Genomic DNA, 23896 nt, shown 5'->3' with positions numbered 1-23896 from the left:
CGTCGCCGTACGACGACAGGGTCCCGTAAGGAGTGGTGCGCCCTACGCGGCGGAGCTGGAGGAGCTGCCGGCGCTCGACGGCTTCGAGTCCGAGGAGGACGAAGTCGACGAGGAGGAGGACGACGAGGAAGAGTCGGACGAGGAGGACGACGACTTCGAGGAAGCCGGCGAGCTGCTCGACGAGGAACCGCGGCTGTCGTTGCGGTAGAAGCCGGAGCCCTTGAAGACGATGCCGACCGCGGAGAAGACCTTCTTGAGGCGGCCCTGGCAGTTGGGGCACTCGGTCAGGGCGTCGTCGGTGAACTTCTGCACCGCCTCGAGGCCCTCGCCGCACGCGGTGCACTGGTACTGGTAGGTCGGCACTGTCTTCCTCCTGGCACTCTCACTCGATGAGTGCTAACGACGGTCCATAGTGACGTATTCCCGCCGCTCAGTCCACTGCCACCGGCACGCGGTGACCCACGCCACGTGCGACCGTACGGCTGACGGGGCGCCCCGCGAGCCGGGAGCGCAGCGCCATCAGGGTCGCGAGGGCCAGCAGTGTGCCGGCCATCGGCACCAGGAACCCGGCGCCGCCCCACAGCCGGTCCTCGAGCTGCCCGGCGACCGTCACGGCGGCGGCCTGGCCGAGCGCCACCGCACCGGTGAGCCAGGTGAACGCCTCGGTGCGGGCACCGGCCGGAACCAGGCTGTCGACCAGCGTGTAGCCGGTGATCAGCGCGGGAGCGATGCACATGCCGACGAGCAGACCTAGGCCGGCCAGGACGAGCACCGAGTGCGCGGCCCACAGGCCGGACGCGGCCAGCGCGAGGGCGGCGTAGCCGACGAGGAGGCGGCGCTGCGGGGCGACCTTCCAGGCGATCGCGCCGCAGGCGATGCCGGAGAGCATGTTGCCCGCGGCGAAGGTGCCGTACAGGACGCCGTTGAGTCCGGGTTCGCCGATCGACTCGCTGAAGGCGGCCAGCGAGACCTGCATGCCGCCGAAGACGGAACCGATGCCGAGGAAGGTCACGATCAGTACGCGCACTCCGGGGACGCGCAGCGCGGAAGCGTGCTCCACGCGTGCGTGCCCGGCGGGCGTGACCGAGGGCTGGGTGCTCTTCTGCGCGGCGAACAGCAGACCGCCGAGCAGCGTGAGCGCGGCCTCCGTCACCAGGCCCGCGGACGGGTCGACGGTGGTGCACAGGGCGGTGGCCAGCAGCGGGCCGACGACGAAGGTCAGCTCGTCGGTGACCGACTCGAAGGCGGCGGCCGTGGTCATCAGGGGCGAGCCCTGGAGCTTCACGCCCCAGCGGGCCCGCACCATGGGGCCGACCTGCGGCACCGAGGCGCCGGTCGGCACGGCGGCCACGAACAGCGCCCACAGGGGTGCGTGGGCCAGCGCCAGCGCCGTCAGGGTCAGGCCGGACACGGTGTGCACGAGGACGCCGGGGATCAGGACGGTGCGCTGCCCGTAGCGGTCGGCGAGGCGGCCGCTGTAGGGCGCGAACAGTGCCATGGAGACGCCGGTGACGGCGGCGGCGGCGCCCGCCGCACCGTAGGAACCGGTGGTGTGCTGGACCAGCAGCACGATGGAGATGGTCAGCATCGCGAACGGCTGGCGTGCGGCGAAGCCGGGGAGCAGGAACGTCCAGGCGCCGCGGGTGCGCAGCAACTGTCCGTATCCGGGGCGGGAGGAGGTCGGCGAGTCCTTCGACGGCTCGGTGGTGACCGTGGACGCCACGGTCCGTGCCTTTCTGCCGCCTGGTAGCACGGCCCCTTGGGGTGGGGGGCGGCGCCGAGAGCTGTCCTCTTGCGCGGAACTGCGGTAGATACCGGCGTCCACTTGAGGTAAGGACGTCCCGGCCGCCATACGGTCGGTCGCGCCAGCTCTGCGTCAGGCAGAGTTGGTTCGATCTGGGGTTACGCCTGCATAGTACAGGGCGCAGGGGCCGCTGACCTTGTGAAAATGAGCACTGCGCGGTGTCTCACCTGTGAACAGTTCGTCGGGCGGTCGAGCCGCCTGCGATCAGTTCGCCCCGTTCGTCCCCAGCCACCCGGCCAGCTTGCCCCCGGCGCCCACGGCGATCAGCCGGCGCTCGGCGGCGTCGCGCACCGGGTCCGTGGCGACGACGAGCAGTTCGTCCCCGCGCCGCAGCACCGTCGTCGGCAGCGGAACGAACGATTTTCCGTCGCGGACGACGAGGGTGACGGCGGCCCCCGGAGGCAGTCTCAGCTCGTTGATCTCGACGCCGTGCATCTTCGAACCCGCGGGGATCGCGAAGGACAGCAGATGCCCGCGCAGTCGCTCCAGCGGCGCCGACTCGATGCCGAGGTCGGAGGGCGTGGGGCCCTGGCCGAGGTCCAGTTTGCGGGCGAGCCAGGGCAGCGTCGGCCCCTGGATCAGGGTGTAGGCGACGACCAGGACGAAGACGATGTTGAAGATCGTGCGGCTGCTCTCGATGCCGCTCACCATCGGGATCGTCGCCAGAATGATGGGCACGGCGCCGCGCAGCCCGGCCCAGGACATCAGGGCCTGCTCCCGCCAGGGCACACGGAACGGCACCAGGCACGCGATGACGCTCAGCGGTCGCGCCACCATGGTCAGCACCAGCCCGATGACCAGCGCGGGCAGGATGTCGTCGCCCAGCTCGTGCGGGGTGACCAGCAGGCCGAGCAGGACGAACATGCCGATCTGGGCGATCCAGCCGACCCCGTCGGCGAACCCGCGCGTGGCAGGCCAGTGCGGCAGCTTCGCGTTTCCCATCACCATCGAGGCGAGGTACACGGCGAGGAAGCCGCTGCCGTGCGCCATCGCGCCGGCCGCGTAGGCGGTGACGGCGATGGCCATGACGGCGATCGGGTAGAGGCCGGAGGCGGGCAGCGCCACGTGCCTGAGGCCCCAGGAGCCCAGGAAACCCACCGCGATGCCGATGGCGGCGCCGATGGACAGCTCCATGGCTATCTCGCCGGCCAGCACATACCAGTGCTCGATCGGGCCGGCCTGGGAGAAGGCGACCACCAGGATGACCACGGGGGCGTCGTTGAAGCCGGACTCCGCCTCAAGCGTGCCCGTCACGCGCGAGGGGAGCGGGATCTTGCGCAGCACGGAGAACACCGCGGCGGCGTCCGTGGAGGAGACGACCGCCCCGATGATGAGCGCCTGCCGCCACTCGAGGCCGACCAGGTAGTGCGCGGCCGTGGCCGTGACCCCGACGCTCACCGTGACCCCGATCAGCGCCAGCGCGGAGGCGGCCGGCAGGGCCGGCTTGATCTCCTTCCACTTCGTGCCCAGACCGCCCTCGGCCAGGATCACGACCAGCGCCGCGTACCCGATGACCTGGGTGAGCTCGGCGTCGTCGAAGCGGATGCCGCCGATGCCGTCCTGGCCCATGAGCACACCGATGCCCAGGTACACGAGCAGGCTGGGGAGCCCGCTGCGCGAGGAGATCCGAACCGCTGCGACGGCGACGAGCAGGACGAGCGAGCAGACGAGCAGGAGCTGGTTGAGGTCGTGGACAGTCAGCGGCCGTTCCCTTCCCTGGCCGACGCGCGTACGCGCGAGGGCTCACGTACATAGGACACGAAGTGGCGGTTCTCCGCACCCAACTACTTCGTTACCTTACCTAACTCTTGACGATTTCTTGACGCTTCGCGTTGCATGATCGAACGTCCGTCCGTGCTGGTTCCCTACTCCGCGTCAAGTTGGACTGGGCCCTGCGCCTATGGTTGCTCCAGCACTCCAGGACCGCCTGCCGCTCGCGTTAGGACAGCAAGGACAGCGATGCCCCCCAACACCACCGCCTCCACGGGTCAACAGCCCGGCAAGTCCGGCAGGAAGAAGGGGCGCAGAGCCCGCCTGCTCGTCCTCGTGCTGGTGCTGGCCGTCGTAGCGGGCGTGGCCGGCGGGGCGTACTGGTCCATCAGCACCGTCCGCGCGTCGTTCCCGCAGACCAAGGGATCGATCACGCTCAAGGGCCTGTCCGGGCCCGTGGACGTGAAGCGCGACGACTACGGCATCCCGCAGATCTACGCCTCCTCCGACGAGGACCTGTTCATGGCGCAGGGCTTCGTCCAGGCCCAGGACCGGTTCTGGGAGATGGACGTACGCCGGCACATGACGTCCGGGCGGCTGTCGGAGATGTTCGGCAAGGGCCAGGTCGACAACGACGAGTTCCTGCGCACCCTGGGCTGGGACCGGATCGCGAAGCAGGAGTACGACAAGACGCTGTCGGCGTCCACCAAGAAGTACCTCCAGGCCTACGCCGCGGGCGTCAACGCCTACCTGGACGGCAAGGACAACAAGGACATCTCGCTGGAGTACGCGGCCCTCGGCTTCACCAACGACTACAAGCCCGGGAAGTGGACCCCGGTCGACTCGATCGCCTGGCTGAAGGCGATGGCCTGGGACCTGCGCGGCAACATGCAGGACGAGATCGACCGCGCCCTGATGACCAGCCGCCTCGGCCCCAAGGAGATCGCGGACCTGTACCCGCAGTACCCGTACAGCCGCAACAAGACGATCGTCCAGGCGGGCCAGTACGACGAGGTCACCAAGACCTTCGGGTCGACGGGCTCCGCGGCCGGCGCGGGTTCGTCCACGAACGGTACGGCGGGCACGGGCACCTCCTCCGGCACCGCGGGCCTGCAGGGCCAGCTCGCGGGCCTCCAGGAGGTCCTGGACTCCCTCCCCACGGCCGTCGGCGTGAACGGCAACGGCATCGGCTCCAACTCCTGGGTGGTCGGTGGGCAGTACACGATCACCGGCAAGCCGCTGCTGGCCAACGACCCGCACCTGTCGGCCTCGCTGCCGTCCGTCTGGTACCAGATGGGCCTGCACTGCCGCTCGGTCTCCAGCAAGTGCCAGTACGACGTCAGCGGCTACACCTTCGCGGGCATGCCCGGCGTGGTCATCGGCCACAACCAGAACATCTCCTGGGGCATGACCAACTCCGGCGTCGACGTCACCGACCTCTACCTGGAGAAGCTCTCCGGCGACGGCTACCTGTACGACGGCAAGACGGTGCCCTTCACCACGCGCCGGGAGACCATCAAGGTCGCCGGCGACGAGCCCAAGAAGATCGTCGTCCGGGAGACCAAGGACGGGATGCCCCTGCTGTCCGACCGCAGCGACGAGCTCGTGAAGGTCGGCCGCAAGGCCACCGTCGACACCGCCGCCCCCGACCGCGGCGACGGCTACGGCATCGCGCTGCGCTGGACCGCGCTGGACCCGGGCACGACCATGGACGCCGTCTTCGCCATGGACAAGGCGAAGAACTGGACCGAATTCCGCGCCGCGGCGGCCCTCTTCGACGTGCCCTCGCAGAACCTGATCTACGCCGACACCGAGAACCACATCGGCTACACGCTGCCCGGAAAGATCCCCACGCGCCCGCAGGGCTACGACGGCTCCGTCCCGGCGCCGGGCTGGGACGCGAAGTCGCGCTGGACGGGTTACATCGACGACGACGAGCTGCCGTACGAGTACGACCCGGCCCGCGGCTACATCGTCACCGCCAACCAGGCCGTGATCGGCAAGGCCAAGTACCCGTACACGCTCACCACGGACTGGGGCTACGGCGCCCGCAGCCAGCGCATCAACGACCTGATCCAGTCGAAGATCGACGACGGCGGCAAGATCTCCACCGACGACATGCGCCAGATGCAGCTCGACAACAGCAGCGAGATCGCCAAGCTGCTGGTGCCCAAGCTGCTGAAGATCGACATCTCCGACAAGGACGTCCGGGACGCCGCGGCCATCCGGGAGGCGCAGGAGCTCCTGGAGGGCTGGGACTACACCCAGGACGCCGACTCGGCGGCCGCCGCCTACTTCAACTCGGTCTGGCGCAACATCCTCAAGCTCGCGTTCGGCAACAAGCTGCCCAAGGAGTTGCGGGTCGAGGGCCAGTGCCTGTGGGTCGACCCCGTCAACACCACCGGCCCCGCGGACGAGACGGACAAGGTGCGCGAGTGCGGGGAGCGCGAGCCCGACCAGGCGCAGCCGGACGGCGGCGACCGCTGGTTCGAGGTCGTGCGCAGCCTGATGAACGACGAGGACAGCGACTGGTGGAAGACGCCGGCCTCGGGCACCCGCCCCTCGGCCGACAACCGCGACGAGCTGTTCAGGCGCGCGATGATCGACGCCCGCTGGGAGCTGACCGCCAAGCTCGGCAAGGACATCGACACCTGGAACTGGGGCCGGCTGCACCGCCTGTTCCTGAAGAACCAGACCCTCGGCACCGAGGGCCCCGGGTTCCTCCAGTACGCCCTCAACCGCGGCCCCTGGAAGCTCAGCGGCGGCGAGGCCACGGTCAACGCCAGCGGCTGGAACGCGGCCGGCGGCTACGGCGTCGTCTGGGTGCCGTCGATGCGCATGGTGGTCAACCTCGGCGACCTCGACAAGTCGAAGTGGATCAACCTCACCGGCGCCTCCGGGCACGCCTACAACGCGCACTACACCGACCAGACGGACAAGTGGGCCGACGGCGAACTGCTCGACTGGTCCTTCTCGGAGAAGGCGGTCGGCGACGGTACGAGCGACACGCTCGTGCTCAAGCCCTGACCCGGGTTCGCTGATTCGAGCGGCCGCCACGCACGCGTGGCGGCCGCTCGCGTCTTCGGGCCGAGCGCGTCAGCGGAACCGCCGTACCCCCGACGGCGTCACGACCGCGTGCACCGGCCGGTCGTGCGGTTCCTCGGGGACGCGCTCGACGACCTCCACGTCGTACAGCAGCACCACGAGCGCCGGCCGGGCGCCCGCGCGTTCCAGCCGGGCGAGGACGCGGTCGTAGGACCCTCCGCCGCGTCCCAGGCGCATCCCGCGCGCGTCCACCGCGAGCCCGGGCAGCAGCACGACGTCGGCGCCGGTCACGGCGTCCGGGCCGAGGCGCTCGCCGCCGGGCTCGAAGAGGGCCATCTTTCCGCCGTGTTGGACACGCTCCAGGGAGGCCTGCCCGGCGTACGCGCCCCAGTCGAGGTCGTTGTCGGGCAACAGCGCCGGGAGCAGCACGCGTACGCCCCGCGCGCGCAGCGCGTCCAGCAGCGCGAGCGTGCCGGGTTCGCTCCCGACGGAGACGTACGCCGCCACCGTGCCCGCGTGCGCCAGTTCGGGAAGTTCCAGTGCCCGGCCGGCCAGCGCGGTCGCCGATGACCGCACGTCATCCGCCGTCAACCTGTTTCTCACCGTGAGGAACTCCCGCCGCAACATTCGCTTGTCAGGCTCGTCCGGACGTCCGGTGTGACTCACTGGTCCTCCCGTACCCTTCCCTATGTGCTCATATGAGAGCCAAATAACCGGAGCCTCAGATTCCCTACAAAGGCACCGGATAAGGTTGCGGGCATGACTCAGTCTCACCCTCGGATCAGCAAGGCTGTCATCCCCGCAGCGGGTCTGGGCACCCGCTTCCTGCCGGCCACCAAAGCCACTCCCAAGGAGATGCTGCCGGTCGTCGACAAGCCGGCGATCCAGTACGTGGTCGAAGAGGCCGTCTCCGCGGGCCTCGACGACGTCCTCATGATCACGGGCCGCAACAAGCGCCCCCTTGAGGACCACTTCGACCGCAACTACGAGCTGGAGTCCGCACTTCAGAAGAAGGGCGACGCCGACCGGCTCGCGAAGGTGCAGGAGTCCAGTGACCTGGCCACCATGCACTACGTCCGCCAGGGCGACCCCAGGGGCCTCGGCCATGCCGTCCTGTGCGCCGCCCCGCACGTCGGCGACGAGCCCTTCGCCGTCCTCCTCGGCGACGACCTGATCGACCCGCGCGACCCCCTGCTCAAGCGGATGGTCGAGGTGCAGGAGCAGCGCGGCGGCAGCGTCATCGCGCTCATGGAGGTCGCGCCCGAGCAGATCCACCTCTACGGCTGTGCGGCCGTCGACCCCACCGAGGACGGTGACGTGGTCAAGGTGCACGACCTCGTCGAGAAGCCGGCCGCCGCGGACGCCCCGTCGAACTACGCGATCATCGGCCGTTACGTCCTTGACCCGCACATCTTCGACATACTGCGCAAGACCGAGCCGGGCCGCGGCGGCGAGATCCAGCTCACCGACGCGCTCCAGCAGCTCTCGCAGGACGAGAAGGTCGGCGGCCCGGTGCACGGCGTCGTCTTCAAGGGCCGCCGCTATGACACCGGCGACCGTGGCGACTACCTGCGTGCCATTGTCAGACTCGCATGCGAACGTGAAGACCTGGGCCCGGACTTCCGGACCTGGCTTCGCAGTTACGTAGCCGAGGAGATGTAGCGAGTTGAGCACCGCCGCGCCCCGCCCCGCCGGTCAGGACCACCTCTGGTCGGTGGACGAGCACCTGGAGGACATCCTCACGACCGTCCGCCCCCTCGAACCCATCGAGCTGCAACTGCTCGACGCCCAGGGCTGCGTCCTGGTCGACGACGTCACGGTGCGCATCTCCCTGCCGCCGTTCGACAACAGCTCCATGGACGGGTACGCGGTACGGGTCGCGGATGTCGAGGGCGCGAGCGAGGAGTTCCCGGCGGTGCTCGAAGTCGTCGGCGACGTCGCGGCGGGCCAGGCCGATGCGCCCCAGGTGGGCCCCGGCCAGGCCGCCCGCATCATGACCGGCGCCCCGCTGCCGCCCGGCGCCGAGACCGTCGTTCCGGTGGAGTGGACCGACGGAGGACTCGGCGAGGGCCCGGTGACCGGGATGCGCGCCAGCAGCCTCGCCCCCGAGGGCGCGCGGGGCCAGGTGCACATCTACCGGCCCGCGAAGGCACGCGCGCACGTGCGCGCGAAGGGCAGCGACGTCAAGGCCGGCGACAAGGCACTCGCGGCGGGCACGGTCCTCGGGCCGTCGCAGATCGCCCTGCTCGCCGCCATCGGCCGCGGCACGGTACGGGTGCGCCCGCGGCCGCGTGTGGTCGTGATGTCCACCGGCAGCGAACTCGTCCAGCCCGACGAGCAACTGGCCGAGGGCCAGATCTACGACTCCAACAGCTTCTCCCTGACCGCGGCCGCCCGTGACGCCGGCGCCATCGCCTACCGCGTGGGCGCCGTCGCCGACGACGCCGAGACGCTCCGGTCCACCGTCGAGGACCAGCTCGTGCGCGCCGACCTCATGGTCACCACCGGCGGCGTGAGCGTAGGGGCGTACGACGTGGTCAAGGAGGCGCTGTCGCACGTCGGCGACGAGGACGAGGCCGGCAGCGGCATCGAGTTCCGCAAGCTGGCCATGCAGCCCGGCAAGCCCCAGGGCTTCGGCTCCATCGGCCCCGACCACACCCCGCTGCTCGCCCTGCCGGGCAACCCGGTGTCGTCGTACGTCTCCTTCGAGATCTTCGTGCGCCCCGCGATCCGCGCCCTGATGGGCCTGGAGGACGTCCACCGGCCGCGCACGACCGCGACCCTCACCGCCGGCGAGGCGCTGACCTCGCCGAAGGGGCGCAGACAGTTCCTGCGCGGAAAGTACTCCGACGGCGAGGTCCGCCCGGTCGGCGGCGCCGGATCCCACCTCATCGCCGCCCTCGCGCACGCGGACGCGCTGATCGTCGTCCCCGAGGACACCGAGAGCGTCGAGCCCGGCTCCGAGGTCGAGGTGGTCCTGCTCGGCTGACCGGCCCTGGTTGGCGGTACCGTGTCGCGCACAGCAGGCCCGTGCGCCGCACCGCGACGGGCCCGGACCGGGAGCGCCACACGAGCATGAGCACGCAGGACCGACCCACGCAGGACCGCCTCACGCACATCGACGACGCGGGTGCCGCCCGTATGGTCGACGTCTCCGAGAAGGACGTCACCGCGCGCACCGCCCGCGCCAGCGGACGCGTCCTCGTCTCACCCCGCGTGATCGAGCTGTTGCACGGCGAGGGGGTCCCCAAGGGTGACGCCCTGGCCACCGCGCGTATCGCCGGCATCATGGGCGCCAAACGCACCCCTGACCTCATCCCGCTGTGCCACCCGCTCGCCCTCTCCGGTGTGAAACTGGATCTGTCGGTAGCGGACGACGCGGTGGAGATCCTGGCCACCGTGAAGACCACGGACCGCACGGGCGTCGAGATGGAGGCTCTCACCGCGGTCTCCGTCGCCGCGCTGACCGTGATCGACATGGTGAAGGCGGTCGACAAGGGAGCGGTCATCACGGACGTGCGGGTCGAGGAGAAGACGGGCGGCAAGTCGGGCGACTGGAGCCGGTCATGACATCGGACGCGTCGATCGGCGGCGCACTGCTCGGGCCGTACAGCGCCCTTGTGGTCACCGCCTCCAACCGGGCCGCCGCCGGGGTCTACGAGGACAAGGGCGGCCCGCTGATCGCCGACGGCCTCAAGCGCTTCGGCTTCGCGGTCGACGGACCGCAGGTCGTCCCCGACGGCGACCCGGTCGGCTCCGCCCTGCGCGCCGGCGTCGACGCCGGGTACGACGTCATCGTCACCACCGGCGGCACCGGTATCTCGCCCACCGACCGCACCCCCGAGGCGACCCGTGAGGTGATCGACCACGAGGTCCCGGGCATCGCGGAGGCCATCCGGGCGTTCGGCCGGGACAAGGTGCCGACCGCGGCGCTGTCCCGGGGCCTGGCCGGAGTGGCGCGGCGCACGCTGATCGTCAATCTGCCCGGCTCCAGCGGTGGGGTGAAGGACGGACTGGCCGTCCTGGAGCCCCTTCTGATCCACGCCGTCGACCAGATCCGCGGCGGCGACCACCCCAGACCGAGCAGCGGGGGTGCGAGCTGAACAGCCCATCCTGGCCCGTCGTGCTGGGGGACGGCGACATCGTCCTCCGGCCGATAAAGATGCGCGACCAGCGGGCCTGGCGCGAGGTCAACCGACGCAACCGGGACTGGCTGCGCCCGTGGGAGGCGACGATTCCGCCGCCCACGCCCAGCGGGCCGATCGCGCACCGGCCGACCTACCGTCAGATGGTCCGGCACCTGCGCTCCGAGGCGGGCGCGGGCCGGATGCTGCCGTTCGTCATCGAGTACCAGGGGCGGCTGGTGGGGCAGTTGACCGTGGCCGGGATCACCTGGGGCTCGATGTGTTCCGGGCATATCGGCTACTGGGTGGACCAGGCGGTGGCGGGCCGCGGCGTGATGCCGACGGCGGTGGCGCTTGTCGTGGACCACTGTTTCCGGACCGTCGGTCTGCACCGCATCGAGGTCTGCATTCGCCCGGAGAACGGGCCGAGCCGGCGGGTCGTGGAGAAACTCGGATTCCGCGAGGAGGGGCTGCGTCCGCGATATCTCCACATCGACGGAGCCTGGCGCGACCATCTCGTGTTCGCGCTCACCGCGGAAGAGGTCCCGGAAGGGTTGCTCGCCCGCTGGCAGCGGGCACGCTCCCAGAAGAGGAATCCCGCGTAGCCCGGTAATTGAATGCGTGTTCGAAATTGATCGCCGGATGACCGGCTCAGGGCATTAAATTCGCGCCCCGAGCGGGCTGCTGATCGCATCGGTCACAAAAAAAGTTCGAAATATCAGCCAGATCGTGCGACACACCGGCTCAATTGGCGGATGGCCTCACGCAAACCCCTCTACCGTGTGAGGCGTGAGCAGCAGCGGCCTCATCTACGCAGTCATTGTCGGGGCCTGGGCCGCCTACTTGGTGCCGATGTGGCTCCGTAGGCAGGACGAGCTGAACGAGGCCCGTCCGACGGAACGCTTCAGCACAGCCATCCGGTTGCTGTCCGGACGGGCGGGGATGGAGCGCCGGTACGCCAAGGACCTGCGCGCGCGCTCCACCACCGAGGGGGAGCCCAGCGCCGACGACCCGGGCGACGCCACCGAGTCGGTGGACGTCCGGGCCTTCGCCATGCCTCCGACCCGTCCGCAGACCCAGGCGCCGGTTCAGGCATCGGGGCGCCCGGAGCCGGCGCGGGAACCCGCCCGTGAACCGGCGGCCAAGTCGGCGGCCAAGCCTTCGTCCGAGCGCACCGGCGGACCCGCGGCCGAACCGGGCTCCGGCCCGGCGGGCAAGGGCGGGCCGCGCAAGCGGGTGCCCGCGGCCCGGCGTCCCCCTGCGGGGGAGGCGGCCGCGGCACGGGCCCGGCGCACGAAGGCGCTCGCCCGCCGCAGGCGCACCACCGTCGTCCTCTTCCTCGCCTTCACCCTCGGCGCGATCGTCGCGGCGGTCGGCGGGCTCGCGTTCCTGTGGGCGCCCGGCATTCCCGCCCTGCTGCTCAGCGGGTACATCGCGTATCTGCGGTCGCAGGAGCGCCGTCGCTTCGCCTACCAGATGGACCGGCGCCAGGCCGAGGCCGCCGCACAGCGGCTGCGCGAGCACGCACGCCAGTCCCGACGCCGTGGGAGCGCCGACGCCGGGGCCGGTGTCGACGAGCCCGACGAGGGGCCTGAACCAGGCACCGGCACAGGGCCGTCGGCCCTCGCCGCGGACCGACGCGCCCTCGTCGAGCAGACCGATCACGCGGAGTGGGTCGACCAGCAGCGCGAGCGCCAGCGCCGCCCCGGCCACGGGGAGAGCTGGGACCCGGTCCCGGTGCCGCTGCCGACGTACGTGACGGCGCCGGTCGCGCCGCGCGCCTCCGCCGACGTGGACCTCGGGGCGGCGGACGCCTGGAGCTCGGCACGGTCGAGCTCCGTCGCCCGGGACCGGGAGTCGGGCGCCGAGGGCGGCGACGGAGCCGCTCGGGAGGCGCAGTCGCCGGAGTCGGCGCGCGGCGGCGAGAAGGGTCAGGGGGACGGCCGTGGCGACTCCCTCCCTCACGCTCGAACCCGCTCGCGCGGGGGGAACCCCACGGGCGCTGCCGCCCGCCGGGCGCGTGAGCGGGGCCGTACGCCGTTGTTCGACCAGTACGAGGAAGGCGACCGGCCGCGCGCGGCGAACGAGTAGCCGGCCCCCGGGCGAGCAGGCGGCCGACCAGGAACGGATTTCCAAGCAGGCCGATCGGGGTGCTAAAGTTTCACTCGTTGCAAGGGCCTGTGGCGCAGTCCGGTAGCGCACCTCGTTCGCATCGAGGGGGCCAGGGGTTCAAATCCCCTCAGGTCCACAGCAACGACTCCCCAAGGAAACTTGGGAAGTTGGCGAGATCCCGTCCGATCAGTTGATCGGGCGGGATTTTTGTTGCGCCCAAGAGGCCTGCGAGGCCCGGTCCTGAGGGGGAGCGTTCAGTGGAGAAGACCGCCGCACCGTTACCGACCGGGCGTGCGGTGCTGCTGCGGATCGGGGCCTTCCGGCGGTTCGTGACCGCCAGTCTGATCTCGGCCACCGGGTCCGCGATGGCGCCCCTCGCCCTCGCCTACGCCGTGATCGGCGAGGGCGGCGGAGCCGGGGACCTCGGTGTGGTGCTCGCCACAAATACCGTTCCCACCATCGTCTTCCTCGTCATGGGCGGCGTACTCGCGGACCGTATGTCCCGCAGCCGCATGCTCTTCCTGGGCAACCTGCTGGCCGCCGCGGCCCAGGGCGCGCTCGCCGTGATCGTCGCCGTGGGGCAGGCGTCGACGACCTCGGTCGCCGTCTGCGGCTTCGTCTCGGGGACGGCCGTCGCCTTCACCGTGCCCGCCAACCAGGGGGCCGTGGCGCAGATCGTGCCAGCGGAGCAGTTGCAGCAGGCCAACGCCCTGCTCCGGCTGCCCGGCAACGCCGTCAAGGTGCTCGGACCGGCCGTCGGCGGCGCCGTCGTCGCGGTCAGCGGCCCGGCCTGGGCGCTGGCCTGGGACGCGCTCACCTTCGCCGTCGCCGCCGTCCTGCTGCTCGGGCTGCGCCTGGACGCGCCCGTCACCGTCACCAGCGCGCTGACCGATCTGCGCGAGGGCTGGACGGGCTTTTGGTCGCGGACCTGGCTGTGGACCTATACGGCCGCCGGGAGCGTCCTCGTCGCCGCGTGGCTCGCGGGGTTCCAGCTCCTGGGCCCGGTCGTCGCGGCGGAGCAGTACGCGGGCGCGCGTGACTGGGGGCTGGTGCAGGGGGCGTTCTCGGCCGGGCTGCTGGCCGGGACGGTGGTGTGTCTGCGCTGGCGGCCGCATCGCCTGCTGGCCGTGGCCGTCGCGGGGGGCGCGCCGCTCGCCGCCCCGCTGCTCGCCATGGGGTGGGGACTGCCGCTGCCCTGGGTGCTGTTGGCCACGCTGTTCGCCGGCATCGCGCTGGACGTCGCCATCGTCGCCTGGTCGACGGCCTTTCAGCAGCATGTGCCGCAGGGCGAGATGGGGCGCCTCGGCGCGTTCAACAGCGTCGGCGAGCGGCTGGCGATTCCGCTCGGCTATCTGCTGACCGCGCTCGCGGCGGGCCTGTGGGACAACCGGACGGTGCTGGTCGCATGCGCCGGCCTCGTCGTCGCCTCGGTCGTCCTCAACCTGTGTGTGCGGGACCTGTACCGCATCAACGCGACGGGGAAGTGACCGCTCACAGCGCCTTGGCGTAACACAGGCTCAGCTCGTGGAAGCGGTAGTAGCCGAACTTCCCGCACGGCTCGTAGCCGCTGGACCGGTACAGGGCCACCGCCTCCGGCTGCTTGGCGCCGGTCTCCAGCACCATGCGGACGCGGCCCGCCGTCCGGGCGTCGTCCTCCAGCGCGGCGAGGATGCGTCTCGCGAGGCCCCGTCCGCGCATCGCCTCGACGACGTACATGCGCTTGAGCTCGGCGTCCCCGTCCTGGTTGCCCTCGCCGTTGTCGTCCTGGGCCCGCCAGCCGCCGGAGGCGACCGGGACGCCGAGCTCGTCGTACGCGATCAGGTACAGGCCGTTCGGCGGCGTGAAATCGGCCGGGGCGAGGGGCGTGGCGTCGCCGTCGTCGCCGTAGCGGACTGCGTACTCGGCCTGGACCTGGTCGTTGAGCTTCACGGCGTCGGAGTGGTCGAAGGGGACGCGGCGTATATACATGCTAGATACCGTATATCAATTCAAGATCAAGGGTTTCCAGAATCGGACACCGTCCAGTGTGCCGGTAGGGTGCCGTGGTGCTCACTGTGACCTCTGTGAATGTGAACGGGCTGCGGGCCGCCACGAAGAAGGGCTTCGTGGAGTGGCTCGCCGGTACCGACGCCGATGTGCTGTGCCTTCAGGAGGTGCGCGCGGAGCCGGAGCAACTGCCCGAGCACGTCCGCACGCCCGACGGCTGGCATGTCGTGCACGCGCCGGCCGCCGCCAAGGGCCGTGCCGGCGTCTCCCTCTACACCCGCCGGGAGCCGGACCGTATCCAGGTCGGCTTCGGGTCGAGCGAGTTCGACGACAGCGGGCGCTACGTCGAGGCCGACCTGCCGGGTGTGACGATCGCCTCGCTCTATCTGCCCTCCGGCGAGGTCGGCACCGAGCGGCAGGACGAGAAGGTCCGCTTCATGGGCGAGTTCCTGGCCCATCTGAAGGACCTGCGCGAGCGCGCCGCCGCCGACGGCCGCGAGGTCCTGGTCTGCGGCGACTGGAACATCGCCCACCAGCAGGCCGACCTGAAGAACTGGCGCGGCAACACCAAGAACTCCGGCTTCCTGCCGGAGGAGCGCGAGTGGCTGACCGAGGTCTTCGACCCGTCCGCCGGCGGCTACGTCGATGTCGTACGGTCGCTGCACCCGGACGTGGAGGGGCCGTACTCGTGGTGGTCCTACCGCGGGCGGGCCTTCGACAACGACACCGGCTGGCGCATCGACTACCACGTGGCGACGCCGGGGCTCGCCGCGCGGGCGCTCAAGGGGCATGTCGAGCGTGCGGCGACGCATGCGGAGCGGTGGTCGGACCATGCGCCGGTGACGGTGGTCTACGACCGCTGAGCGCTCCGCGATGCGTCGTCGTTCGGGTGCGGCGCCATCGTGGCTGGTCGCGCCGTTCCCAGCGCCCCTGGGGTGCTACTGCTTGCGGAGTCGGCGGTCCAAAGCCAGTGACAGTTCCGCCTCCACCACGCTTCGGGCCAGTGGGCGCAGGCGGTGTAGGTCGTCCTCCTGGGCGTGGCGCAGGACCAGTTCGGCGAACATCTCCGCCAGCGCGTCCACGTGTTCGCGGACCAGTTTGCCGGCGGCCAGGACCTCCGCGAGGGGGATGCCCTCGCGGACCAGGGCCGAGGAGACGTCCAGCAGGCGGCGGCTGATGTGGACGATCTCGTCGCCGTCGGTGCCCAGGTAGCCGAGGTCCAGGGCGGCGGCCAGGTTCTCCGGGGTGACCTGGCCCTCGAAGCGGGCGGCGAGCTCCTCGGGGGTGAGGCGGACCGGCTCCTCCTCGGTCGGGGTGACGCCGAGGACGTCGGCGACGTCGCGGCCGTGGTCGAGGGCCTCCGCCAGTTCCGCGATGCCGGTGAGGGTGTGGCCCCGCTCCAGCAGGGCCGCGATGGTGCGCAGCCGGGCCAGGTGGTGCTCGTCGTACCAGGCGATGCGGCCCTCGCGGCGCGGTGGCGGGATCAGCTTGCGTTCTCGGTAGAAGCGCAGGGTGCGCACCGTGATGCCGGCCAGTCGGGCGAGCTCCTCCATGCGGTATTCACGCTTCTCGGTCACCCCGGAACCTTAAATCGTACTGGCGGTAACTTTCCTCGCCCCGACCCCTACCGGTCGGTACGGACCTCCTCTACTCTCCCATTGCGCCAGTGTTCACTGGCATGGTTCCGGTTCGAGTGTGGAGGCACAGGCATGGCCGAACGCGAACATGTGCGGGTCGCGGTGGTCGGGTCCGGGTTCGGCGGGCTGGGGGCCGCCGTACGGCTGCGGCGCGAGGGCGTGACCGACTTCGTCGTCCTGGAGCGGGCCGGCAGCGTCGGCGGCACCTGGCGGGACAACAGCTATCCGGGGTGCGCCTGCGATGTGCCGTCCCATCTGTACTCCTTCTCCTTCGCGCCCAACCCCGACTGGCCGCGCACCTTCTCCGGGCAGGAGCACATCCGCGCCTACCTGGAGCACGTCACGGACACCTTCGGGCTGCGGCCGCACATCCGCTTCGACTCGGAGGTGAAGCGGATGACCTGGAACGGCGAGCGGCTGTGCTGGGACATCGAGACCAGCAGTGGGAGTCTGTCGGCCGACCTCGTCGTCTCCGCCACCGGGCCGCTGTCCGACCCCAGGATGCCCGACATCCCGGGGCTGGACTCCTTCCCCGGCAAGGTCTTCCACTCCGCCCGCTGGGACCACGACTACGACCTGCGCGGCAAGCGCGTCGCCATGGTCGGCACCGGCGCCTCGGCCATCCAGATCGTGCCCTCCATCCAGCCCGAGGTCGAGCGGCTCACGCTCTTCCAGCGCACCCCGCCGTGGGTCATGCCCCGCGTCGACCGCGCCATCAGCGGCGCCGAGCGCTCCCTGCACCGGGCTCTGCCCTTCACCACCCAACTGCGCCGCGGGCTGCTGTGGGGTATCCGCGAGCTCCAGGTCCAGGCGTTCACCAAGCACCCGGGCGAGCTGGGCTTCGTCGAGCGGCTGGCCAAGCAGAACATGGCTCGCGCGATCAAGGACCCGGCGCTGCGCGCCAAGCTCACCCCCGACTACCGCATCGGCTGCAAGCGGATCCTGCTGAGCAGCGAGTACTACCCGGCGCTCGCCCGGCCCAACGTGGACGTCGTCGCCAGCGGGCTCAGCGAGATCCGCGGCTCGACCGTCGTCGCCGCCGACGGCACCGAGGCCGAGGTCGACGCGATCGTCTTCGGCACGGGATTCCACGTCACCGACATGCCGATCGCCGACCGGGTGGTGGGCGCCGACGGCAGGACCCTCGCCGAGGCGTGGAAGGACGGCATGGAGGCCCTGCGCGGCGCCTCCGCCGCCGGGTTCCCGAACTGGATGACCATCATCGGGCCCAACACCGGCCTCGGGAACTCGTCCATGATCCTGATGATCGAGTCCCAGCTCAACTACATGGCCGACTTCGTGCGGCAGCTCGACGTCCTCGGCGGCCGGGTCGCCCTCGACGCGCGTCCCAGCGCCGTGCACACCTGGAACCGGCGGGTGCAGGAGCGCATGAAGCGGACGGTGTGGAACACGGGCGGCTGCACGAGCTGGTACCTGGACGCAGCCGGCCGCAACACGACCGTCTGGCCGGGTACGACGAGCGAGTTCCGGCGGGCCACCCGGCGCGTGGACCTCGCCGAGTACGCCGTCGTGCGGGCGTCCGCCGACACACGCGAGGAGGCCGACGGCAGCGTGAAGACCGACGAGAGCCTGAAGACCGGCGATAGTGCGAAGACCGGCGATAGTGCGAAGACCGGCGATAGTGCGAAGACCGGAGACGGTGCGAAGACCGGCGGCAGTGCGAAGACCGGCGAGAGCGCGGAGGTGACCGCGTGAGCCGCCTGATGAACGTCGCGTCCGGGCCGTACGCCCCGCCCGCCCCCGCCCGCGAGCTGCTGGCCGTGTCCGCCGACGGCGCCAAGCTCCACGTAGAGGTGCACGGCCGCGTCGACGACCCTGACGCCCCCGCCGTCGTCCTCGCGCACGGCTGGGCCTGCTCGACCGCCTTCTGGGCGGCGCAGATCCGCGAACTCGCCGTCGACCACCGCGTCATCGCTTACGACCAGCGCGGCCACGGACGAAGCCCGGCGAGCCCGGGCTGCGGTACCGACGCCCTCGCCGACGACCTCGAAGCCGTCCTGAAGGCGACGCTCGCACCCGGCGAGCAGGCCGTGATCGTCGGCCACTCCATGGGCGGCATGACGGTGATGGCGGCAGCCGCGCGCCCGGGCTTCCGTGAACACGCCGCCGCCGTCCTGCTGTGCAGCACCGGCGCCTCGCGGCTGGTCGCCGAGTCGACCGTCGTACCCATACGCGCGGGCCGGCTGCGCACCTGGCTGACCGCGCGCGTCCTCGGCTCCCGGGCGCCGCTCGGGCCGGTCACGCCGATCGCGCGGGCGATCCTGAAGTACGCGACGATGGGCCCCGGTTCGGCACCGCACATGGTCGAGGCGTGCGCGCGGATCGTGCACGCGTGCCCGCGCAAGGTGCGGCACGCCTGGTCGCAGGTGCTCGACCTGCTCGATCTCGACCACGGCGTACGCCAGTTGGCGGTGCCGACGGCGGTGCTCGTCGGTACGGCGGACCGGCTCACCCCGCCGGTGCACACGCGCTCCCTCGCCGCCGCGCTGCCGCAGCTCCTCGGTGTCACCGAACTGCCAGGCCTCGGGCACATGACGCCGATCGAGGCGCCCGAGCTGGTGACCGCGAAGATACGGGAACTCGTCCCCACATCCCCCAAGGCCACGAAGAACACGCAGGTGAAGGAGGGCGCATGAGCAAGGTGAGCCTCGAAGGACAGGTCGCCGTCGTCACGGGCGCGGCGCGCGGCGTCGGGGAGCTGCTCGCGCGCAAGCTCTCCGCACGCGGTGCGTCGGTGGCGCTCGTCGGGCTGGAGCGGGACGCCCTGAAGCAGGTCTCCGAGAAGCTGCACGGCGACAGCGACCACTGGTACGCCGACGTCACCGACCACGAGGCGATGGCGCGCGTGGCGCAGGAGGTCAAGGAGCGGTTCGGGAAGGTCGACATCGTCGTCGCCAACGCGGGCGTCGCGACCGGCGGGCCGTTCGTCGACTCCGACCCGGACGCCTGGCGGCGGGTCATCGAGGTCAACCTCATCGGGTCGGCGGTGACGGCCCGCGCGTTCCTGCCGGTGCTGATGGAGAGCCGGGGCTATCTGCTGCAGATCGCCTCGCTCGCGGCGATCACGCCGGCGCCGATGATGACGGCGTACTGCGCGTCCAAGTCGGGCGTGGAGGCGTATGCGCACAGCCTGCGCGCCGAGGTCGGCTACAAGGGCGTGCGGGTCGGGGTCGGTTACCTGTCCTGGACCGACACCGACATGGTGCGCGGGGCCGATCAGGACGACGTCATGCGGGAGTTGAGGCAGCGGCTGCCGTGGCCGTCGAACAAGACCTATCCGCTGGGTCCTGCGGTCGACCGGATCGTGGCCGGCATCGAGCGGCGCTCCAGTCATGTGTACGGGCAGTGGTGGCTGCGCGGGATGCAGGGCGTGCGCGGGTATCTGCCCGCGCTCATCGGGACGGTGGGGCAGCGGGAGATGCGGCGGTTCGCGGACCGGCTCGAGGGCATGCGCACGGGGCTGGTCGGAGCGGGCGGCGCGGCCGATGAGCAGGAGCGTATTACGCGGCGTAACTGATCGACATGCGCAGGGTTATCGCCCGTGTGAATCTGGTCGAGGCCCCACCGAGGGGCCAATCCCCACCCACTACGGGAGTGAACCCACATGGGCATGAAGGACCAGTTCAAGGAGAAGTCCGAGCAGCTTCAGGAGCGTGCTCGCCAGCACGGTCAGCAGGAGCGCGGGCGCCCGCAGGGGCAGCCGGACCGCGGTCGTCCGCAGGGGCAGCCGGAGCGGGGCCGCCCCCAGCGTCCGGAGCGGCCGGAGCGCGACCGCGAGCCCGAGCGGATGCGTGAGGACGAGGAGCGGTTCGACCAGGACTACGACCGGTAGTCAGTCGCCGCGCTGAACGCGACGCGGGGTGCCCCCTGTTCGGTGGGTGCCCCGCGTTTTGCGTTGCCCTTGAGGGGTGCGTTGTCGGGTGCGGGCCGGTGGGGGTTCTTCGCGCAGTTCCCCGCGCCCCTGGGGAGTTGTCGCCGCTGTGCCTCAAGAGGTGAGCGCTTGGTCGCGCCCGCGTGGCGGAGCCGCACATCGATACAGCCCCGCGCCCCTGAGGAGTTGCCCTGCCGCCCCTAAGAACGTGGGGGAAGCTTCGGCCTGGACCGGTCCGGGACGTGTGAGTAGTCCGGGGGGGTTGCCGCCGGGTTGGATTCCAGGAGTTCCAGGGCCAGTTCGACCGCGTCGGTGAGTTGGGCGTGGCGGCCCTCCGCCCAGTCCAGGGGGGTGCGCAGGATCTCCAGGTCGGGGGTGACGCCCTTGTTCTCGATGGTCCAGCCGTACGCGTCGAACCAGGCCGCGTTCATCGGGACCGTGATCACCGTGCCGTCGCCGAGGCGGTGGCGGCCGGTCATGCCGACCACTCCGCCCCAGGTGCGCTGGCCGACGACGGGGCCGAGCTTGAGGAGCTTGAAGGCCGCCGTGATCATGTCGCCGTCCGAGGAGGTCGCCTCGTCGGCCAGGGCGACCACGGGGCCGCGAGGGGCGTTCGAGGCGTACGACACCGGCTGGGCGTTGCGGGTGAGGTCCCAGCCGAGGATCGTGCGGGTCAGCTTCTCCACCACCAGTTCGCTGATGTGGCCGCCCGCGTTGCCGCGTACGTCGACGATCAGCGCGGGGCGGGACATCTCCATCCGCAGGTCCCGGTTGAACTGGGCCCAGCCCGAGCCGCCCATGTCCGGGATGTGCAGATAGCCGCACCGGCCGCCGCTCAACTCCCGTACCACCTGGCGGCGTTTGGCGACCCAGTCCTGGTAGCGCAGGGGGCGTTCGTCGATCAGCGGGACCACCGCCACGCGGCGCGCCCGGCCCGCCACGCCCTCCGCCGGGGTGAACGTCAGCTCCACCGTGGTGCCGCCGGCGCCGGCCAGGAGGGGGTAGGGGCCGGCGTCCGGGTCCACGGGGCGGCCGTCGACGTGGGTGAGGACCGCGCCCTCCCGGATCCCCGTACCCGCGAGAGGTGAGCGGGCCTTGGAGTCCGACGACTCGCCCGGCAGGATGCGCTTGACCGTCCAGCCCTCGTCGCGGCGCACGAAGTTGGCGCCGAGCAGGCCCTGCCAGCGCTGGTAGTGCGGCGGGCCCTCGTTCCGGCGGGCGGCCGTGACGTACGCGTGCGAGGTGCCGAGCTCGCCCAGCAGTTCGCGCAGCAGGTCCGCGAAGTCGTCGGGGGAGGCGACGCGTTCGACCAGGGGGCGGTACTGGTCGAGGACCGCGTCCCAGTCGATGCCGCACATGCCCGGCTCCCAGAAGTAGGCCCGGATCAGCCGGCCCGCCTCCCCGTACGACTGCTTCCACTCGGCCGCCGGGTCCACCTCGTGCAGGATGCGGCGGGCGTCGATCCAGACCGTGGAGTCGCTGTCGCCGGACTCGGTGGCGGGGACCGCGCGCAGTTCGCCCTCGTCGACCACGACCAGCCGGGTGCCGTCACCGCTGACCGTGAACCAGTCGAGATGGTCGACGAGTTCGGACTTCTTGGCCTTGCTGATGTTGAAGTGCTCCAGGGTCGGGCGCCCGGTCATGTCGTCCGGGTTGGCGAACGTCTCGCCCAGCGCGCCCGAGATCGGCCAGCGCAGCCAGACCAGCCCGCCGCCCGAGACCGGGCACAGCGCCGAGTACTTGGAGGCGGCGACCGGGAAGGGGGTGACCCTGTTCTCCAGGCCCTCGACCTCGACGGTCGTCGCGCCGCCGCCGTCGCCCTCCTCGTCCTGCACCGGGTCCAGGCCCCCGGCGGCCGGGCGGCCCTCGGGGTTGAGGGCGAAGGGGGAGGGGGTCGCGGAGGACAGCGGCACCAGGTAGGGGCGGCAGCCGAGCGGGAAGGACAGGTCCCCGGTGTGGACGTCGTACACCGGGTCGAAGCCCCGCCAGGACAGGAAGGCGAGGTAGCGGCCGTCCCGGGTGAACACCGGGTTCTCGTCCTCGAAGCGGCCGTCGGTGACGTCGACGATCAGGCGGTCCTTTATGCGGGCCAGCTTGATCTGCCGCAGGGAACGGCCGATCCCGGGATGCGACCAGGTCAGCCAGGTCCCGTCCGGGGAGAAGGCCAGGTCCCGCACGGGCCCGTTGACCGACCGGATCAGCTCCGTGACCTCGCTTCCCCCAGACTTCGTCCGGGAGGTGCCCCCAGAGTCCTCCGTCACGTCGAGCAGGAGCAGCCGTCCGTCGTGCGAGGCGAGGGCGAGGCGCTCGCCGTTGGGGTCGGCGACCATCTCCAGGACCCGGCCCACGTCGCCCGAGGCCAGCCGGCGCGGGTCGCGGTCGCCGGTCGCCCGGGGCAGATGGGCGATCTCGATCGCGTCCTCGCCCTCCGCGTCCGTCACATAGGCGACCTGGCCGACCGAGCCGAGCATCTCCGGGAGCCGGACCCGAACCCCGGCGGTGTCGGTGATCGTGCGGGCGGGGCCGTCGCGGTGGGTCAGCCAGTACAGGCTGCCGCGTACGACGACGGCGCTCGCGCGGCCCGTCTCGTCGACGGAGACGCCGTCGACGTGCTGGGCGGCGGGCACCTGGTACGTACGGCGGCCCGCGCGCGGCCCGCTCAGCCGTACGTCGAGGCGGCGCGGTCCGGAGTCGGCGGTCAGGTCGTCGACGACCCAGAGGTCGCCCGCGCACTGGTACACCACCCGGGTGCCGTCACTTGCGGCGTGCCGGGCGTAGAAGGCGTCGTGGTCGGTGTGCCGGCGCAGGTCGGAGCCGTCGTGGGCGCACGAGTACAGGTTGCCGACGCCCTCGTGGTCGGAGAGGAAGGCGATCCGGCCGCCGACGAACATGGGGGACGCCAGGTGGCCGTCGATGTCCGGGAGCAGGCGTTCGCAGTGCAGCCACAGCCGGCCGGTGGCGCCGCCCCGGTAGCGCTTCCAGGAGGCCGGTTCGTGCGGCGGGGTGCCGGTGAGCAGCAGGGTCCTGCGTTCGCCGTCGAGGTCGGCGACCTGGATGTCGGAGCAGGGGCCCCAGGGCAGCTTGCGGCCGGGGTCGCCGTCGGGGCGGACCTTGTAGGCCCAGGTGTAGTGGGAGAAGGGCTCGCCGTGGGAGGCGACGGCGAGGATCACCCCGTCGGGAGTCCAGCCGCACACCTGGGTGTCCGCCGAGCCCCAGTGGGTGAGCTGCCGGCCCGGGCCGCCGTCCACCGGGACCAGGTGGATCTCGGGGACCAGGCTGCGCCAGCTCGTGTACGCGATGTGGCGGCCGTCGGGCGCGAAGCGGGGGTGGCCGATCTTGGTGCGGTCCACGGTGAGGCGCCAGGCGCGGCCCGGTCCGTCGAGCGGAGCCAGCCACAGGTCGTCCTCGGCCACGAAGCACAGCAGGTCGTCATGGAGATGAGGCAGGCGCAGATAGCTCACCTCCCCATGCTTTTCCCACGGACGGAACAGAGCAACTCGTGACATAAGGATCTGCGTGACCCAAGACACGAACGAAACCGTTTCGTTTCGATGCGAGATGCGCTATCGTCGTTGGTGTACGAAAC

General features: G+C 71.1%; 20 protein-coding genes and 1 tRNA gene. 14 read left to right on the top strand and 7 right to left on the bottom strand.

All coding sequences use genetic code 11. From position 1 onward, the window contains the following. Window positions 1-42: 42 nt before the first annotated feature. From ACZ69Q_RS33845 to ACZ69Q_RS33835, 3 genes are all read right to left on the bottom strand, one after another. Window positions 43-363, bottom strand: coding sequence for an FmdB family zinc ribbon protein (locus ACZ69Q_RS33845; RefSeq protein WP_471049419.1), 321 nt, complete (start codon window positions 361-363; stop codon window positions 43-45). Window positions 364-430: 67 nt separating this feature from the next. Then, window positions 431-1723: an MFS transporter gene (locus ACZ69Q_RS33840; protein WP_471049418.1), complete on the bottom strand. Its 1293-nt coding sequence runs from the start codon at window positions 1721-1723 to the stop codon at window positions 431-433. Window positions 1724-2008: 285 nt separating this feature from the next. After that, a complete protein-coding gene (locus tag ACZ69Q_RS33835) occupies window positions 2009-3505 on the bottom strand; it encodes a potassium/proton antiporter (RefSeq protein ID WP_471049694.1) in 1497 nt (498 codons plus the stop codon). 258 nt (window positions 3506-3763) lie between these two features. Here ACZ69Q_RS33835 and ACZ69Q_RS33830 point away from each other — a divergent pair, with 258 nt between their 5' ends. Beyond that, window positions 3764-6541 (top strand): penicillin acylase family protein, encoded by a 2778-nt coding sequence (locus tag ACZ69Q_RS33830; protein ID WP_471049415.1) that lies wholly within the window; start codon window positions 3764-3766, stop codon window positions 6539-6541. Between the two features lie 69 nt (window positions 6542-6610). On the opposite strand, the gene ACZ69Q_RS33825 is transcribed toward ACZ69Q_RS33830, so the two are convergent. Continuing rightward, window positions 6611-7186, bottom strand: a complete 576-nt coding sequence (locus ACZ69Q_RS33825) for a 5-formyltetrahydrofolate cyclo-ligase (protein WP_471049691.1) — start codon at window positions 7184-7186, stop codon at window positions 6611-6613. Between the two features lie 132 nt (window positions 7187-7318). On the opposite strand from ACZ69Q_RS33825, the gene galU reads away from it, so the two are divergent. From galU to ACZ69Q_RS33785, 8 genes are all read left to right on the top strand, one after another. After that, entirely contained in the window at window positions 7319-8221 is a 903-nt protein-coding gene (gene galU / locus ACZ69Q_RS33820) for a UTP--glucose-1-phosphate uridylyltransferase GalU (RefSeq protein ID WP_471049413.1), read from the top strand. A gap of 4 nt (window positions 8222-8225) precedes the next feature. Continuing rightward, entirely contained in the window at window positions 8226-9548 is a 1323-nt protein-coding gene (glp, locus tag ACZ69Q_RS33815; RefSeq protein ID WP_471049409.1) for a molybdotransferase-like divisome protein Glp, read from the top strand. Between the two features lie 86 nt (window positions 9549-9634). Further along, window positions 9635-10129: a cyclic pyranopterin monophosphate synthase MoaC gene (moaC, locus tag ACZ69Q_RS33810; RefSeq protein ID WP_471049406.1), complete on the top strand. Its 495-nt coding sequence runs from the start codon at window positions 9635-9637 to the stop codon at window positions 10127-10129. Beyond that, complete coding sequence (locus tag ACZ69Q_RS33805; RefSeq protein WP_471049403.1) at window positions 10126-10662, top strand: MogA/MoaB family molybdenum cofactor biosynthesis protein; 537 nt, start codon at window positions 10126-10128, stop codon at window positions 10660-10662. The genes moaC and ACZ69Q_RS33805 overlap by 4 nt, the downstream gene beginning before the upstream one ends. Before the next feature lie 20 nt (window positions 10663-10682). Continuing rightward, window positions 10683-11288 (top strand): GNAT family N-acetyltransferase, encoded by a 606-nt coding sequence (locus tag ACZ69Q_RS33800; protein WP_471049401.1) that lies wholly within the window; start codon window positions 10683-10685, stop codon window positions 11286-11288. A gap of 184 nt (window positions 11289-11472) precedes the next feature. Beyond that, window positions 11473-12774: a divisome protein SepX/GlpR gene (gene sepX, locus ACZ69Q_RS33795; RefSeq protein WP_471049399.1), complete on the top strand. Its 1302-nt coding sequence runs from the start codon at window positions 11473-11475 to the stop codon at window positions 12772-12774. Window positions 12775-12857: 83 nt separating this feature from the next. Then, a tRNA-Ala gene (locus tag ACZ69Q_RS33790) sits at window positions 12858-12931 on the top strand. A gap of 121 nt (window positions 12932-13052) precedes the next feature. Continuing rightward, entirely contained in the window at window positions 13053-14282 is a 1230-nt protein-coding gene (locus ACZ69Q_RS33785; RefSeq protein ID WP_471049396.1) for an MFS transporter, read from the top strand. Between the two features lie 4 nt (window positions 14283-14286). On the opposite strand, the gene ACZ69Q_RS33780 is transcribed toward ACZ69Q_RS33785, so the two are convergent. Then, on the bottom strand, window positions 14287-14763 hold the full coding sequence (locus ACZ69Q_RS33780; RefSeq protein ID WP_471049393.1) for a GNAT family N-acetyltransferase: 477 nt from the start codon (window positions 14761-14763) through the stop codon (window positions 14287-14289). Window positions 14764-14840: 77 nt separating this feature from the next. Between ACZ69Q_RS33780 and ACZ69Q_RS33775 the strand changes: the two genes are divergently transcribed. Continuing rightward, on the top strand, window positions 14841-15644 hold the full coding sequence (locus ACZ69Q_RS33775) for an exodeoxyribonuclease III (protein WP_471049390.1): 804 nt from the start codon (window positions 14841-14843) through the stop codon (window positions 15642-15644). Between the two features lie 75 nt (window positions 15645-15719). On the opposite strand, the gene ACZ69Q_RS33770 is transcribed toward ACZ69Q_RS33775, so the two are convergent. After that, window positions 15720-16358, bottom strand: a complete 639-nt coding sequence (locus tag ACZ69Q_RS33770) for a MerR family transcriptional regulator (RefSeq protein WP_471049387.1) — start codon at window positions 16356-16358, stop codon at window positions 15720-15722. A 132-nt stretch (window positions 16359-16490) separates the two neighbouring features. On the opposite strand from ACZ69Q_RS33770, the gene ACZ69Q_RS33765 reads away from it, so the two are divergent. From ACZ69Q_RS33765 to ACZ69Q_RS33750, 4 genes are all read left to right on the top strand, one after another. Beyond that, a complete protein-coding gene (locus ACZ69Q_RS33765; protein ID WP_471049385.1) occupies window positions 16491-18134 on the top strand; it encodes a flavin-containing monooxygenase in 1644 nt (547 codons plus the stop codon). Beyond that, complete coding sequence (locus tag ACZ69Q_RS33760; RefSeq protein ID WP_471049382.1) at window positions 18131-19075, top strand: alpha/beta fold hydrolase; 945 nt, start codon at window positions 18131-18133, stop codon at window positions 19073-19075. Before ACZ69Q_RS33765 ends, ACZ69Q_RS33760 begins: the two co-directional genes overlap by 4 nt. Beyond that, window positions 19072-19956, top strand: a complete 885-nt coding sequence (locus ACZ69Q_RS33755; RefSeq protein WP_471049379.1) for an SDR family oxidoreductase — start codon at window positions 19072-19074, stop codon at window positions 19954-19956. Before ACZ69Q_RS33760 ends, ACZ69Q_RS33755 begins: the two co-directional genes overlap by 4 nt. An 87-nt stretch (window positions 19957-20043) precedes the next feature. Further along, window positions 20044-20271, top strand: coding sequence for a hypothetical protein (locus tag ACZ69Q_RS33750; protein WP_471049377.1), 228 nt, complete (start codon window positions 20044-20046; stop codon window positions 20269-20271). A 239-nt stretch (window positions 20272-20510) separates the two neighbouring features. Here ACZ69Q_RS33750 and ACZ69Q_RS33745 read toward each other — a convergent pair whose 3' ends face one another. Continuing rightward, a complete protein-coding gene (locus ACZ69Q_RS33745; protein ID WP_471049375.1) occupies window positions 20511-23771 on the bottom strand; it encodes a S41 family peptidase in 3261 nt (1086 codons plus the stop codon). Window positions 23772-23896: the final 125 nt, after the last annotated feature.

Source organism: Streptomyces sp. NPDC036764, from assembly GCF_055609385.1.
The sequence above is the reverse complement of the archived record's forward strand: the minus strand, read 5'-3'. Positions and strand labels throughout refer to the sequence as shown.

Coding starts and splice junctions, on each gene's coding strand:
- ACZ69Q_RS33830 (WP_471049415.1), top strand. CDS start 3,764: ATGCCCCCCAACACCACCGCCTCCACGGGTCAACAGCCCGGCAAGTCC.
- ACZ69Q_RS33825 (WP_471049691.1), bottom strand. CDS start 7,186: ATGTTGCGGCGGGAGTTCCTCACGGTGAGAAACAGGTTGACGGCGGAT.
- galU (WP_471049413.1), top strand. CDS start 7,319: ATGACTCAGTCTCACCCTCGGATCAGCAAGGCTGTCATCCCCGCAGCG.
- moaC (WP_471049406.1), top strand. CDS start 9,635: ATGAGCACGCAGGACCGACCCACGCAGGACCGCCTCACGCACATCGAC.
- ACZ69Q_RS33805 (WP_471049403.1), top strand. CDS start 10,126: ATGACATCGGACGCGTCGATCGGCGGCGCACTGCTCGGGCCGTACAGC.
- ACZ69Q_RS33780 (WP_471049393.1), bottom strand. CDS start 14,763: ATGTATATACGCCGCGTCCCCTTCGACCACTCCGACGCCGTGAAGCTC.
- ACZ69Q_RS33765 (WP_471049385.1), top strand. CDS start 16,491: ATGGCCGAACGCGAACATGTGCGGGTCGCGGTGGTCGGGTCCGGGTTC.
- ACZ69Q_RS33755 (WP_471049379.1), top strand. CDS start 19,072: ATGAGCAAGGTGAGCCTCGAAGGACAGGTCGCCGTCGTCACGGGCGCG.
- ACZ69Q_RS33750 (WP_471049377.1), top strand. CDS start 20,044: ATGGGCATGAAGGACCAGTTCAAGGAGAAGTCCGAGCAGCTTCAGGAG.